Raw genomic sequence first — 14,500 nt, forward strand, 5'->3', positions numbered from 1 at the left:
ACTTGCATGTATTAGGCACGCCGCCAGCGTTCGTCCTGAGCCAGGATCAAACTCTCCATAAAAGTGATCCGAAGATCATTTATGAATTCGCTTGTTAGCTCATTCAAAAACTAGCTTGTTTTAAAACTTGTTGAATCTGACGTGATCCATATGTTCAGTTTTCAAAGAACTTGTTTTTCGCTTTTCGTGGTGACAAGTGATTATGTTACCAGCTTCGACCTAATGTGTCAACAACTTTTTTTACTTTCTGTCGAAAGGTGTTTGTTATTGGCGCATGTCTCAGAAGCGACAAGAAATAATTTATCACATCCGCACTCCTATTGCAACTTGTAAAAAATGACAAAAAACCGCATCGAACAAACCATCATTCGATACGGCTTTGAACACTTATTAAACCTTACTACTGAAGCAGCTTCACCAGCTCAGCCTCATCATCAATTACCGTAACGCCGAGATCGCGCGCTTTGGTCAGCTTGCTGCCCGCGCTTTCGCCGGCGATCACGAAATCCGTCTTCTTAGACACGCTGCCGCTGATCTTAGCGCCAAGCGCTTCCAGCTTCTTTGCCGCCTCATCCCGCGTCATGAGCGAGAGCGTGCCCGTAAGCACGACGGTTTTGCCGCTGAAGATGCTGTCCGTGCGGGCGGCCTCCTGCTGCTCGGCCTCCGCTTTAACGCCGAGGGCCAGCATGCGGTCTACGCTCTCTGCGGCAATAGGGTCTTTAAAGAAAGAATGGATGCTTTCCGCAACGATGCCGCCAACGTCCGGCAGGCCGATAAGCTCCTCAACCGTGGCGGCGCGAACGGCGCTTAAGCTGCCGAAATGGTCGGCAAGCATTTTAGTCGTCGCTTTGCCCGTGTTCGGAATGCCCAGGGCAAACAGAAAGGCAGCCAAGTCGCGCTCCTTGGACTTCTCCAGCGCCTCGAGCAGCTTCCGGGCCTTCTTATCGCCGAAGCGCTCCAGGCCAATCAGCTGATCATACGTAAGCGAATAGAGATCCGCCGGATCGCGGACGCCGCATTCGTCGAACAGCTGCTCCGCCGTCATGATGCTGAAGGACTCGATATCCATTGCATCGCGGGACGAGAAATGCGTAATGCGGCCAATTGTTTGCGGCCTGCAGCCAAGCTTGTTGCCGCAAAACAGATGCGCGCCGCGCAGCTCAAGCGGCGTACCGCAGGACGGGCACTCCGAAGGCGCGACGATTTCTCCGCCCGGTTCGTCGTCGGCTTTGCCCAATATCTCCGGGATGACATCGTTGGATCGGCGGATGAACACATGCGTGCCCAGCGCAAACTTCAGGTTCTTTCGCTCGATGTCTCCTATATTGTTCAGCGTACAGTTCTGAACCGTTACACCGGCCAGATCGACCGCTTCGACCCGGGCGACCGGCGTGATTTTACCGGTGCGTCCCACTTCCCAAGAAACGCCTTCCAGAATGGTCGTCGTTTCTTCCGCCTCGAATTTGAACGCGACGGCCCAGCGCGGGAACTTGTCGGTATAGCCGAGCGCTTCGCGCGTCCGCATATCCGTCAGCTTCACAACCGCGCCGTCGATCAGGAAGTCATGCGTATCGCGGCTTTCCGCGACCCGCGCGAGCTCCTCCTGCACCTCTTCGATAGTCGAACAGTAGAACGTATAGGGATTCACCTTAAAGCGGTTATCCTTAAGAAATTGAATCATCTCCGCATGCCGTTCGAAGGAGACGCCTACCGCAAATCCGATATTGTAAAAGAAAGCATTCAGTTTGCGCTCCGCCGTAATGCGGGGATTCTGGTTGCGCAGCGCGCCTGCTGCCGCATTGCGCGCGTTCTTGAGCGGCTCGGCGGCCGTCTCGTTATACGCTGCAAGAACGGATAAGTTCATGATGCCTTCGCCTTGAACCTCAATGAGCCCGTCTTTGAACGGGATCGTAAGCGGAATCGACTTGATCGTCTTCACTTGCGCGAGAATCCCTTCGCCGATCACTCCGTTGCCGCGAGTCGAAGCTTGAACGAGATTGCCTTGGTCGTAGGTCAAGTTCAGCGTTAAGCCGTCGAATTTGAGCTCGATGGCGTAGCTCGGCTCGGGCAGCGGCGTTTCGCCCGGGTTCTTCGCATTAAAGTCGCCGATTGCTTTCTTAACGCGCGTATTCCATGCAAGCAGGTCCTCGTTATCCTGCGCTTTATCGAGACTCCAGAGCCGGGCGCGATGGCGGTGCGGATCGAAGCCTTTCAAAATATCGCCGCCAACGCGCTGGGTCGGCGAGTCCGGCAGCGCGCTGCCGGTTTCCTGCTCCAGCCGTACCAGTTCGTCATAGAGCGCATCCCATTCTTTATCGCTGATCGTCGGCTGATCCAGCGTGTAATAGCTGTAATTGTGCTCCGCAATGAGGTCTACCAGCTCGCGCATGCGCGCAAGCTTCTTCGGCTCTGCATTTTGTCCCGGTTCCATCGCAGTCGTCATTGGACGTTCTCCCTCTCTGCTTCAAAATTAAACTTTCGTGATCGGCGCGAAGCTGGCGAGCAGCTTCTTCAACCCGACCGGAGCCGGAAACGCGATCTGCAGCTCCTTGTCATTGCCCGTCCCCCGCACGGAGACAATGGTGCCGATGCCCCACTTGCCGTGCGATACTTTATCGCCGGCCGCGAACTCGCCGCTAGCTCCGGCCGCAGCAGCGGCGCCTGAAGCCGCTCGGGCCGCATCCGCCGGCGAAGTGACGCGTACGCCGCTGCTTCCCGCCGGAGCGCCCGGCCTTGCAGCCGATGCCCCGCCGCTGCGGAAGCCGAAGCCTGTCTGGCCGCCAGCTCCCGCTCCACCGCCGATGCTGCGGCTGCCGGCGCCAAAGCCGCCGGCCGGACGCCCTCGGCCCACAGCCGACGCATCCGTCTTCAGCTCGTCCGGCACCTCCCGCAGGAAGCGCGACGGCAGGTTCGCATTCGTCCGCCCGAACAGCGTCCGCATACGCGCGCAGGTAAGATACAGCTGCTTCTCGGCGCGCGTAATGCCTACATAGGCCAAACGTCGCTCCTCTTCCAGCTCTTCGTTATCCGTCAACGCCCGGCTGTGCGGGAAGACGCCTTCCTCCATGCCGATAATGAATACGACAGGGAACTCCAAGCCTTTGGCGCTGTGCATGGTCATTAGAACGACCGCATCCTTGATGCCGCCTTCCGGCTCGTCCTTGTCCATCGTGTCTATATCTGCAATGAGTGCTAGATCGGTCAAGAAAGAAATCAAAGATTTGTCTTCGTTGCGTTTCTCAAAGTCCTGCGTTACGGACAGGAACTCGTCGATATTTTCAAGCCGCGCCTGCGACTCCAGCGTATTCTCGCGCTGCAGCTCCTCGCGGTAACCGCTCAGCTCCAGCACCTTCTCCGTCAGCTCCGTAACGGACAAGTACTCGACCATGCGAGTCAGGTTATCAATCATATCGCGGAATTCCGCCAAAGCGGTACGGGCGCGCCCGGTCACGTCCAGCCAATCAAGCTGCTCCAACAGCGCAAAGACCGAAATGCCGCGCAGCGCCGCCTCCTCCGATAGCTTGGCAACCGTCGTGTCGCCGATGCCCCTCTTCGGCACGTTAACGATCCGCTGGAAGCTGATGTCGTCGTCCGGATTGGACACAAGGCGCAGATAGGCTAGCAGGTCCTTGATCTCTTTGCGGTCATAGAACTTGACGCCGCCGACGATTTGATACGGTATATCCGACTTGATCAGCGTTTCCTCTATGACCCGCGATTGGGCGTTCGTCCGGTACAAAATCGCATGGTCGGCAAATTTCCGGCCATTGTTCACGTTTTTCCGGATCGCCCCCGTTACGTAGTACCCTTCGTCATGCTCCGTATCCGCCTGGTAAACGGTAATGACTTCGCCATCCCCCTGATCGGTCCAAAGCTTCTTCGGCTTTCGGTTAGCGTTCAGCTTAATGACGGCGTTGGCCGCGTTCAAAATATTCGCGGTGGAGCGGTAGTTCTGCTCCAGCATGATCGTCTGGGCTTCCGGATAGTCTTCCTCGAAGTTCAAAATATTTGTAATATCCGCGCCGCGCCACCGGTATATCGACTGGTCGCTGTCACCGACGACGCAGATGTTGTGATGCTTGTCGGCTAACATTTTGCAAAGCATGTACTGAGCCCGGTTCGTATCCTGGTACTCGTCGACGTGGATATAACGGAACTTGTTCTGGTAGAAGGCCAGGACGTCCGGCTCTTCCTTGAACAGCTGGATCGTCTTCATGATGAGGTCGTCAAAATCAAGCGAGTTGTTGCTCTTCAGCCGCTTCTGGTATGCGGTATACACCTTGGCCACGATGCCGTCGAAATAATCGCCGATCTTCAGCTCGAACTGTTCCGGGGAAATCAGCTCGTTCTTCGCGCCGCCCAGCGCAGCCTGAACGCTCTTCGGCTCGAATTTCTTCGTATCGATATTCAAATCCTTCATGCAATTGCGGATGACCGACAACTGGTCCGCCGAATCCAAAATGGTGAAGCTATTCGTGAATCCGATCCGGTTAATATCCCGGCGCAGAATACGCACGCACATGGAGTGGAACGTCGAGACCCAGATGTCCTGGCCCGCGTTGCCTACCAGCGCGCTGACCCTTTGCTGCATTTCTCTAGCCGCTTTATTGGTAAACGTAATCGCCAGGATGCTCCATGGCGCTACCCGCTTCTTCTCGATCAAATAAGCAATGCGGTGCGTAAGCACGCGCGTCTTGCCGCTCCCCGCCCCTGCCATAATAAGCAGCGGCCCGTCTGTCGCTTGAACAGCCGCGCGCTGCGGCGCGTTCAATTTCTGAACAGCCTGGTCGATGCTGAATTCGTTTAACATTGAGAAAAAAAACCCCTTTGTTCGCATTTGTTCGCCTTATCTTAAGTCTAGACAACCGCCCGGGCTGTGTCAATTATAACCCACTTCAATCGGCAAAATAAAAACGGCTTTCGAATCCCGAACCGTCTGTCCTTTGCTGCCGATTCGTTACGAAGCCGTTCTTATTTAAAATCATTAAAGAATTGGCGTGGCGGTTGTCCGAACCGCTTCTACCGTCGATAGCGCCGCGTCCAAGTCATCGTAAATGACGTTGCCCACTATAACGGTATGCGCCGCAGCCGCCGCCTGTTTGGCTTTCTCCGCATCGTCGATGCCGCCGCCATAGAAAAGCCTAGCTCCCGTCACAAGACGGAGCGCCTTCTTTACGAGCTCCATATCGCCGAACCTGCCGCTGTACTCCATGTAGATCACCGGCAAATGCATCAGCCGGTCCGCCATGTAGATATGGGCAGCGACCGATTCCGGGTCAAGCCCGGCTTGCGCGCCGGTAAGCTTGGCCGCCTGCGCGTCCTCATTCAAAATCAAGTAGCCCTCCGCCGAGGTGCTCTCCCAAGGGATGAAAGCGCCGAATTTGCGCAGTGCCTGGATTTGCCTGCCGGCCAGCCATTCCGCTTTATCCGTATTCAGCACAAGCGGGATGAAATAGTGGTCGAAGCCGGGAACGGCCGCCTCTTCATTCGATACCTCAAGCGCGCACGGCACTTCATACCGGCGGATGCGGGACATCAAATCGACGGTATTATCGAAGGTGACCCCCGTCGAACCGCCCACGATAACGGCGTCCGTTCCGGACATGCAGATCGCATCCAGCCGGTCGTCGCTTATTTCACGATCCGGATCCAGCTTAAAGACATGCCGCCACCCGGTGTAGATTGCCGATTGCACTTCCATGTTGCCCTCCGAACGATTAAAAATAGATCCAGCTCCCGCAGGTTACAGCTCAAGCGCCTCAATCCGCTGCATCACTGCGAACTCATTGGGATAAATCATCATAAATTCCGTTAATCCTACCATACGAAACAGCTTCTCGTAATGAGGCGTAATACCCCAAGCGAAGGTATGAACGCCCGCCTTGCTGCCCATGCGTGCCAGCCGGATCAGAACCGCCATGCCGCCGCTGTTGATATACGCTACTTTGGTCAGGTCGAGGGCTAAAAAACGAATGCTGCTCCCCAGCTCCGTCTCCTGCTCGAATCCCGCGATCAGCTTCGCTTCGGCCGACTTGCTTAAATCGCCCTCCAGCTTCAGCACCAGTCCGCTCGGGAATTTACGCGATTCGATCACCAATGGTTGTTCAGCCATGTTATGATGCCCCCTTTCCTCGATCTGACGGTGATTTTCTCATAAAATAAAGCTCTGTATAAAAGCCCCTCTCATCGCGGCCGGTCGTCCAATAATCCGCAAGCGAATCGATCATAACCAGTCCCCAGCCCCGCGGGTCTTCCGATTCCAGCTTCCTGCGCATCTCGGTTTCGTCCCGTGAAAGTTTCGGGTAATACCCTCCGCCTTCGTCATAGATCCGGCAAACGGACAGCATGCCGCCGATCTGGGCGATGACGGTCACGCATTTATTCGACTGCAGTTTATTGCCGTGTTCAATGGCGTTAATCATCGCTTCGCACACGGCGCTTTGCACGTCTTCTTTAATATCGGATTCCGGCCATCTTTCTTGAATCCAGTCACCGAGCTTCAAGGCAACAATACGCTCTTCGCCAAGCTTGCTGCGCAGCGACCATTCACGCGTCATGAACGGATTGCCATACGACAGCTCCGCGCCGCCATATTCACCCTGCGGAATATCGAGCGTCGCAAGAGCGCTGCGGTATTCACCGGCAAGCTCCAGCACGACGACCGTACGATCATCCTGCCCCGCTCCGCATGCCAAGTCAACGCGAGCAAGCCAATCATCTACCAATTCGGACATATCCCCCGCCTCCGCCCAGGTCGCAATCTCCGTTTCAAGTCCGTTGAAGCTGTACATCCGGCCGCTGCGATCCACCGCTTCGATCAAGCCGTCGGTGTATAGCAGAAACCGGTCTCCGTCTTCCAGCTGCAGGCTTTTCTCCTCGTAAACAGCCTCCGGGTCGATACCGATCGGAAGAGAACTGCAATCGACCGAGACGAATCGTCCGTCTTTTGCAACGATATATGGAGACAGATGGCCCGCGCTGGCATACTGTACCTGATTCGTTGTAAGGTCGATGACGCCCACGCCGATGGACACGCAGCCTTCCTCGCCCATCGCCTCGCACAGCTGCCGGTTCATCCGGGACAGCACCTCCGACGGACTGCCGTTCCTGCGAATCTCGGAGCGGAACACCAGCAGCTGCGCGGACATGATCAGCGCCGCCGGCAAGCCTTTGCCCGACACGTCTCCGATCATAACGGCAAAGCGGCTTGGACCAAGCGATACGACGTCGAAGAAGTCGCCGCCTACCTCACGGTACGATTGGCAGCGCGCCGTAATGCGGTAGGAGCCGATCGTTAAATTGCCGGGCGGAAGCAGCTTCTGCTGAACATTGTAAGCCATCTTCAATTCCCGCTCCAGCGAATCGTATTCCCGGTTAATGCGGTTTTGCAGCTCGCTGTACGCGACCGCAAGCTCGCCGGCTTCATCGTGGACGACAGACGCCGCGCCGGAATGACGAGGATCGCTTCCGCCCACCAGCCCCCGGATATCCCGGATGAGGCCGCGAAGCTCTTGCCTGAATTGCATCGTGACGTAGCTGAACAAACTTAACCCGATTAAGAAATAAAATAAGGCGATTAGTCCGAATTTGAAGGGCTCCATCGCTTCATGCGGCCTCGCCGTCACGATCGCGAGCTGAAACAGGCTTAGAATCGTCACCAAAAACGTGCACGTATACGTAATGACAAGCGGCTGCGATACCGACGCCCGGCCGTCGAAGCTGCCGGAAAGCGGCTGCAGCCTCAATATGTATGGACGAAATAGCCGCCGTACAGAGGTAAATAGGATGAGGGCTACCGTCATCGTCAAGCTCTGCTCGCCTGCCATGATACCGGTTAGCTGCAGCCAGTCGGACGGATCGTCGCCATTAGCCGGATTGCCCCACGACCGGACAAGCTCCGCCAGGTGAAAGCTTGCGCAAACCAGAATGCCGAGCAGTAGTATGCCGACAAGCAGCTCATAGGGCATGCGATATAGCCGGATAAGCGCTTCATTCGTCGAGCGGCTGTCCCTGTTCTGCCCCGGCTGAGCGCCGGAGCCGTATTCCAGCTCATCGATGACCGGCCTTAGCCGCCATGCCGACGCGCACGCGAGAATGACCGCAAGCAAGACGGCGCCCAGCAGATTTACCGTAAAGGGGAACGGAAACATCGTCTTAAAGTGCGATACCAACATTGTTTCCGCCCGCAAAATAAATAGTCCCAAGAGCAGCGAGATCAAATAGACCGTCAACAGCCCGCCCAGCAGCGTTCGTCCTGCTTGGGAAGTCCAGGGTCTGCTTCGCTCCGTTATTTCCATAGCAGATTCTTCACCTCATCAAGCGGCTCGCTGCCCAGTTCCTCCTTGCAGATACGCTCCAAACGACGGTACCAGCCGATCGCCTCGATTCTGCGGTCGCCGCGCAGGCATAGCCGGATCATTGCCTCGTATGCTTCCTCCTGCTCCGGCCTGAGCGCGACCCAATCGGCCAAGCACTGCTCAACCCTTGCCTCGTCAAAGAGCTCGGTATAGTAAACGGCCAAACGTTTAATCATATTCGTTTGCCGGTCCAGCAGCTGCTCCCGGACTCGCTCAAGCCATTCCGCATAAGAAAGCTCCGTGCCGAGCTGACCATATAGCGGCAGCGCTTTATCATACAAGCGGCACGCTTCCTCGCGGTCATCCATCCACAGCTGGTCGCCTACCCTGGACAGCGTAATATAGCTTTCCACGTCGACGGATTCAAACCACGGCTCACTGATGCCGACGACGCCGCGCTTCGCATAAACCAAATCCTCGGGCATGCCAAGCTCCTTAAGCGAGGAGCGCAGGTCATGCAGCGTTACGTAGAGCTGGTTGGACCGTTTGGCAGGATCTCCTTCGCCGAATACCCGCTCGATGACTTGATCTCTGTTTGCTTTGTATCCCGGTTGAAGCAGCAAATAAACGAATAGTTCCCCGGCTTTTCTCCGCTTCCATACCGGCTCCGTCTGTTTGCCTTCCGGCGTTTGGAAACTGACTCCGCCGATCAGCTTTACCCTCCATTTGACTGCAGTCGTTATGGCTGCGGCTGCGGCTGCGTTTACGGCTTCAGCCATTTCTTCGCTGACTTTCTCTACCGGAATTGAAGACTCGCTGCTGCCGGCTGCCGGAGCACCTTTGCTGGTTCCCATATCCGCGCTGCCAACGACGTGCTGCTTTACCTCTGCAGCCAGCCTGTCTACCGCCGGCGTTGACACCAGCTGGCGCAGGCGTTCCAGCTTGCGCCAGGCCTGCTCCGCTTGTTCACCCTGGTCCTCGCTTTGCAGTCGTTTGATTCGAGCCCCGAGCGCATAGATGGTGCTTTCAATATCCGCCTTCAAATTGGCCGGCAGCGACTCATCCGGCTGCTTGAGCAGAATCGCTTTGCTAAGATAGGCGAAGCGCTCCGGCAGTTGCGCGCACAACTGCAGGCTCGGCTTTTCAAGACAGCCCAGAAGCACCGAGCCGGACCGGTTGTCCGCCATATGGCGGCCTAACCATTGCAGCCAAAGCTGCCAATCGGGATGCTCATTCTCTTCAGGATCAAATAGCAGCCGGTCCAGAAGCACATAGCCCATCCACAGCGGTTTGCCTTCCTCTCTGAACCGCTGCGCAGCATCAATGAACAGCTGCTGCGCCGATTCATATCGGGCGTTTCTATTCGCAGCCGCTCTTGCCAATGCCCACGGCACGAAGCCGCTGCAGCACTCCGGGTTACGCTCCCATTCTTCCGCAAGCAGCGCCATTACGGGCTTGGACTCTTGCTTATCGCCCACCTGCTCGTACAATAGACCTAGCATGGCCATCATCGTCAGCATGGCGGTATCGTCCGCTTGAGCGGCAAAACCTTTCAGCGCAGCTTCCAGTCTTTGCTTGGTTTCGATCAAGCGCCCTCTAAGCAAGCCGTCCTCGCATTCCGCGCGGAGCAGCAGGGGCGATTTCATACGTATGTCAGCCGGAATCGCCAGCAGCTGCGCAATGGCAGGCGTTTGGCCATCCAGAATCGTTTGTTCGGCTTTTAATACTTCCTTTAGCCAGCCGTCATGGCTATGGTTCGCTTTCATTGAATTCATCCCCACCAAACCTATCCTTTACTCGACTTCCAGCGGTAAGATTGGTTGCCGGCATTAACGATACACATCATGAATTACTGCTACTATTCGCCCCCTATGGCCCAAAACCCTTCCACACTGTCGAAAATGAAAGCTATTTGTAAGTAAAACTTGGGAATTATAGCCTATGCAAAAAAGAGGGGCCGCATGAAGCTGCCCCTCCCTAATCTTTATTTGACCAGCTGGCCTCTCGTTACGCCGAGCTGATTGATGGCTTTCAAGCTTCGCCATACTTGCGTGCCCCCGATTCGGCCGGCGATCGCATCGCTGTACAGATCGATGACCTCGTCCACCTTCTCGGCGGTCTCTTCCAGAAACTCAATTCGGAAGGAGGCGACGCCCAGATCTCCGAATTGCTTGATATATTCCGCGCCTGATTGCTCGATGGCATTGTAAACCGTGTTCCGGCAGCCCTCGTCGACCCGAACCGGATGCGACATGCCGATCCGGTCCTGAAGCGACACGCGGCGCTCTTCGCACGGTCTTCCGCAGTTCGTGTAATCCGTTCCTTCGCTAAGGAAGGTGCAGTATACGCAGTGCTCCGTATGGAACATCGGCAAATGCTGGTGAATGACGACCTCCATACGCGACGTATCGCTGTTGCGAAGCAGATCGAACATTTGCTGTACGTTCAAGTCATAAGACGGCGTGATCAGGCTGCAGCCTGCATCGAAGAACAGATCGGCCGTTCTGTGGTTCGCAACATTAAGCGAGAAGTCGCCGATCAGCTGCGGAAACGGCTCGTTCGGCTTGGACGCGCGGGCCCGCAGGTAATAATATAGCGCGCCTGTGTTCCGAATCAGCACCGCATCCGGCTGCAGCTTCAAAATATTCGCATGGTAGCCGTTCTCGCCCGGCATATGGATCCGCGGCGTTACGAGCCCGATCGGCTTGCCTGCTCTTCTTGCCATCTCCATGGCGGCCGGCAGCTGCTTGATGAACTCGAAGTCGGCATAGACCATGCCTACCTTCTCGGAGCGCACCGCAGCCTCCAACTGCGCCAAGCTGCGGCAAAGCACCGTCAGCTTAGCCGATGCGGCCACGCGGCCCGCTGCGGCTTCGCCGCGACGATGCGCGTCGCCGTATACTTCGACGGCGCGCTTCACGTACACGGGCGGCTTCGGACGCTCGCCATCCAAAGCCTCGGCCGCTTCGCGGCGCATCCGGTTCAGCTCGCGCATCGGCACGATCAGGTCGCCCTGCAGGTCGACCTCCAGCGACTCCAGCTGATAGACCGTCCCGCCCAGCCGGCCGAATTGCTCCTCCAGCAGCGTCCGGTCCATCGGACGCTTCTCCGCCTGCTCCAGCAGCAGCTCGGAGACAATTTCGACCGTGTTGCCCTTCTCCACGTCCGTCCACCACGAGCGAAGCGGCTGGCTGAGCCCGCCGGTAACCCTCACATGCAGCGGGAATACGCGATACGGCTTCTCCGTCTCGAACGTCGCGCGAAGCCGTTTATCCAGCGCCGGATCGCTCGTTTTCCAGATGCGGTCGCCGACGTGCACGCGGCGAAGGTCAACGTCGTTGCGCCCGGGCACCAGCTCGATAACGGTCCCTTCCTGCGCCTCGCCTTCGAACTTCGTACCCTGCCGGCGCAAGTCGTAGATGCGGCCGCCTTCTTCCTTCTTCGTTGGATCGCCCGCATCGAAGACGATGCCGTCGCCGCGCTTAAGCGGCGCTTCGATGCGGCACACGACCGCATCGCGCAGCACCCGCTCCACTCGTCCCAGATAGACGCCCCGGCTCTTCGGGAACGTGCCCTCAACTAGCTTCTTGTTGTTGGTACCCTCCAGGAAGCCGTGCGTGAACCCGCGCGAGAAGCTCTGCTGAAGCTCGCGCATTTCTTCCTTCGATGGGGCTGAACGGTCGCCATCGAAATACTTGTCAATCGCGCGGCGGTATTTGCTCACGACGTTGGCTACGTATTCGGGACTCTTCAACCGCCCTTCGATTTTGAAAGAGGTAACGCCCGCTTCGATCAGCTCCGGCACCAGCTCCACCGCCGCAAGGTCCTTCGGCGACAAGAGGTAGGCGACATCGCCCATCGGCTTCTGTTCGCCGTCAACCATCAAGTCGTATGGCAGCCTGCACGCCTGCGCGCATTCGCCGCGGTTCGCCGAACGGCCGCCCCACATTTCCGAGGTAAGGCACTGACCCGAATAGGACACGCACAGCGCGCCGTGCACAAATACTTCCATTGGCAGCTTCGCCTGCTCGCCGATTGTCTTGATTTGCTTCAGGTTATTTTCCCGTCCGAGTACAACCCGCTCAATATCGTACGGCTTCGTAAACTCCACCGCTTCCGGCGACGTGATCGTCATCTGCGTCGAGCCGTGGATCGGGAAGTCCGGCGACAGCTCGCGAATGAGCTTGACCAGACCGAGATCCTGCACGATGACGGCGTCCACGCCCGCATCGATGCAAGCTTCGATCAGCTTCTTCGCCTCGTTCAGCTCTTCTTCGAATACCAATATATTAAAGGTCAGAAAGCCTTTCACGCCGTAGCTGTGCAGAAACGCCATAATCTCCGGCAGCTCGTCCGATTGAAAGTTGTTCGCCCGAGCCCGCGCATTGAATTTCTCCACGCCAAAAAAAACAGCATCGGCCCCGTTGGCCACCGCCGCCCTCATGCAATCCCAATCGCCGGCCGGTGCCAGCAATTCGATATCTTGCCGTTTTAACTTGTCCGTCATCGTTTACTTCCGCCATCCTTATCTATCAATCGCATATTTCTTTCAGTGTACCAGAGCGAACGCTTAAACAAAAGCGAAGGGCATGCGGCGGCGCCTCGCGTCTCCGAATATTTTCCGCTTGGATATGGGCCAATGCTCCTCTCGGGCATTCTAGCTTCCCACTATTTGTTCATTTCATATGTTTTTTTGTCATTGGGCCCGCTGAATCTTAACCTTACATTCTGCTCATGCTATAATGGGAAAAGCCATTCGCAATACATATCCATATGGGAGGTAACTATACACGTATGAAACTCGGCGTATTTTCCGTACTATTTGCACAGAAATCCTTTGAAGACGCGCTTGACTACATCGCATCCAAAGGTCTGGAAGCAATCGAAATCGGCACTGGCGGCTACCCAGGCAACGCGCACTGCGATCCTGACACGCTGCTGGCTGACGAAGCGAAGCTGAACGCATTTAAGGAAGCAGTCGCTTCGCGCGGTTTGACAATCAGCGCACTGAGCTGCCACGCGAACCCGCTTCACCCGCAAAAAGCAATCGCTAGCGAGCACGATGCGGTTATCCGCAAAACGATCCAGCTTGCTAACAAGCTTGGCGTACCTGTCGTCAACACGTTCTCCGGCTGCCCTGGCGACCACGAGGATGCAAAATATCCGAACTGGCCGGTAGCGCCTTGGCCGAACGATTTCCAAGACATCCTCAAATGGCAATGGGAAGAGAAAGTTATTCCTTACTGGAGCGAAATCGCGAAGCTTGCTACCGAGAACAATGTGAAAATCGGTCTTGAGCTGCACGGCGGCTTCTCCGTTCACAGCCCTGCGACGCTTCTTCGCCTGCGTGAGGCATGCGGCGACGCAATCGGCGCCAACCTTGACCCATCCCACATGTGGTGGCAAGGCATCGATCCGGTTCAAGCGATCCACATTCTTGGACGCGCCGGCGCGATCCACCACTTCCATGCGAAAGATACGACGATCGACACGAACAACGTCAACCGTCACGGCGTAACGGACATGCAGTCATACGCGCTTATGCTTGACCGCGCTTGGCAGTTCCGTACCGTCGGCTACGGCCACGACCTGAAGACTTGGGCAGACATCATCAGCGCGCTTCGCCTTGTCGGCTACGACTATGTCGTCAGCATCGAGCACGAAGACGGCCTGATGTCCGTGGACGAAGGCTTCACGAAAGCCGTACAAAATCTGCAATCCATCCTCATCAAAGAACCGCTTGGCGAGATGTGGTGGGTTTAAGCTTAATCGCTTAATTATAAAAAACTCCAGCCTGAATGGGCCGGAGTTTTTTGTTGCAAAGAGAACTAAAAAAGCCGCCCTGCCTCCTGCGGATGCGGGAAAGGCTTGGGGCGGCTTGTATCGGAATAGCTATGCGAACTACGACAGCCACACTTTGAAAATCATCACGTAGTTGGCGAACAGGAAAACGAGAAAGGCAACTGTCGCGAATCCAATCGCGAACATATTTTTCTTCGGACGGGCCATAAGCAAACGAACCAGACCGATGAAAATTACGATCGTAAAGAGCAGCATCATAATATCAAAAGGATCGAATTTCGAAATTGTCGCTGTAGCGTTCTCAGCAAGAAACATGGGTGAAGACCTCCTTAAATTTTCGCACGTAGCCTATAGTAGTATGTTAGCCTTATCACGGACTCGATGCAAGCTACAATCGAGAA

General features: G+C 56.2%; 9 protein-coding genes and 1 rRNA gene. 1 reads left to right on the plus strand and 9 read right to left on the minus strand.

Translation table 11 applies throughout. The features are described from left to right. The 8 genes from DL346_RS22720 to DL346_RS22755 all read right to left on the minus strand — a co-directional run. Positions 1-62: ribosomal RNA gene (locus DL346_RS22720) — 16S ribosomal RNA — on the minus strand; the annotation flags it as partial. A gap of 338 nt (positions 63-400) precedes the next feature. Beyond that, positions 401-2,443: an NAD-dependent DNA ligase LigA gene (ligA, locus tag DL346_RS22725; protein ID WP_240633372.1), complete on the minus strand. Its 2,043-nt coding sequence runs from the start codon at positions 2,441-2,443 to the stop codon at positions 401-403. A 27-nt stretch (positions 2,444-2,470) separates the two neighbouring features. After that, positions 2,471-4,810 (minus strand): DNA helicase PcrA, encoded by a 2,340-nt coding sequence (pcrA, locus tag DL346_RS22730; RefSeq protein WP_112884689.1) that lies wholly within the window; start codon positions 4,808-4,810, stop codon positions 2,471-2,473. 174 nt (positions 4,811-4,984) lie between these two features. Next, entirely contained in the window at positions 4,985-5,701 is a 717-nt protein-coding gene (gene pcrB / locus DL346_RS22735) for a heptaprenylglyceryl phosphate synthase (RefSeq protein ID WP_112884690.1), read from the minus strand. Between the two features lie 42 nt (positions 5,702-5,743). Further along, positions 5,744-6,112, minus strand: coding sequence for an STAS domain-containing protein (locus DL346_RS22740; RefSeq protein ID WP_112884691.1), 369 nt, complete (start codon positions 6,110-6,112; stop codon positions 5,744-5,746). Position 6,113: 1 nt separating this feature from the next. Continuing rightward, the gene (locus tag DL346_RS22745; RefSeq protein WP_112884692.1) at positions 6,114-8,297 is read right to left on the minus strand and encodes an ATP-binding SpoIIE family protein phosphatase; all 2,184 of its coding nucleotides are present in this window, start codon (positions 8,295-8,297) and stop codon (positions 6,114-6,116) included. Beyond that, positions 8,288-10,063: an AfsR/SARP family transcriptional regulator gene (locus tag DL346_RS22750; RefSeq protein ID WP_165822634.1), complete on the minus strand. Its 1,776-nt coding sequence runs from the start codon at positions 10,061-10,063 to the stop codon at positions 8,288-8,290. The genes DL346_RS22745 and DL346_RS22750 overlap by 10 nt, the downstream gene beginning before the upstream one ends. Before the next feature lie 218 nt (positions 10,064-10,281). After that, a complete protein-coding gene (locus DL346_RS22755) occupies positions 10,282-12,804 on the minus strand; it encodes a U32 family peptidase (RefSeq protein WP_112884694.1) in 2,523 nt (840 codons plus the stop codon). 287 nt (positions 12,805-13,091) lie between these two features. Between DL346_RS22755 and DL346_RS22760 the strand changes: the two genes are divergently transcribed. Beyond that, positions 13,092-14,060 (plus strand): sugar phosphate isomerase/epimerase family protein, encoded by a 969-nt coding sequence (locus DL346_RS22760; RefSeq protein WP_112884695.1) that lies wholly within the window; start codon positions 13,092-13,094, stop codon positions 14,058-14,060. Positions 14,061-14,198: 138 nt separating this feature from the next. Here DL346_RS22760 and DL346_RS22765 read toward each other — a convergent pair whose 3' ends face one another. Then, positions 14,199-14,414 carry a hypothetical protein gene (locus DL346_RS22765; protein ID WP_112884696.1) on the minus strand — a complete coding sequence of 72 codons (216 nt, stop codon included), beginning with the start codon at positions 14,412-14,414 and terminating at the stop codon, positions 14,199-14,201. Positions 14,415-14,500 lie beyond the last annotated feature (86 nt).

The organism is Paenibacillus montanisoli (assembly GCF_003268025.1).
Lineage (GTDB): Bacteria > Bacillota > Bacilli > Paenibacillales > Paenibacillaceae > Paenibacillus_Z > Paenibacillus_Z montanisoli.

What these genes read in the sequence shown, in the direction of transcription:
- ligA (WP_240633372.1), bottom strand. Translation starts at nt 2,443, where the DNA reads ATGACGACTGCGATGGAACCGGGACAAAATGCAGAGCCGAAGAAGCTT.
- pcrA (WP_112884689.1), bottom strand. Translation starts at nt 4,810, where the DNA reads ATGTTAAACGAATTCAGCATCGACCAGGCTGTTCAGAAATTGAACGCG.
- pcrB (WP_112884690.1), bottom strand. Translation starts at nt 5,701, where the DNA reads ATGGAAGTGCAATCGGCAATCTACACCGGGTGGCGGCATGTCTTTAAG.
- DL346_RS22740 (WP_112884691.1), bottom strand. Translation starts at nt 6,112, where the DNA reads ATGGCTGAACAACCATTGGTGATCGAATCGCGTAAATTCCCGAGCGGA.
- DL346_RS22745 (WP_112884692.1), bottom strand. Translation starts at nt 8,297, where the DNA reads ATGGAAATAACGGAGCGAAGCAGACCCTGGACTTCCCAAGCAGGACGA.
- DL346_RS22750 (WP_165822634.1), bottom strand. Translation starts at nt 10,063, where the DNA reads ATGAAAGCGAACCATAGCCATGACGGCTGGCTAAAGGAAGTATTAAAA.
- DL346_RS22755 (WP_112884694.1), bottom strand. Translation starts at nt 12,804, where the DNA reads ATGACGGACAAGTTAAAACGGCAAGATATCGAATTGCTGGCACCGGCC.
- DL346_RS22760 (WP_112884695.1), top strand. Translation starts at nt 13,092, where the DNA reads ATGAAACTCGGCGTATTTTCCGTACTATTTGCACAGAAATCCTTTGAA.
- DL346_RS22765 (WP_112884696.1), bottom strand. Translation starts at nt 14,414, where the DNA reads ATGTTTCTTGCTGAGAACGCTACAGCGACAATTTCGAAATTCGATCCT.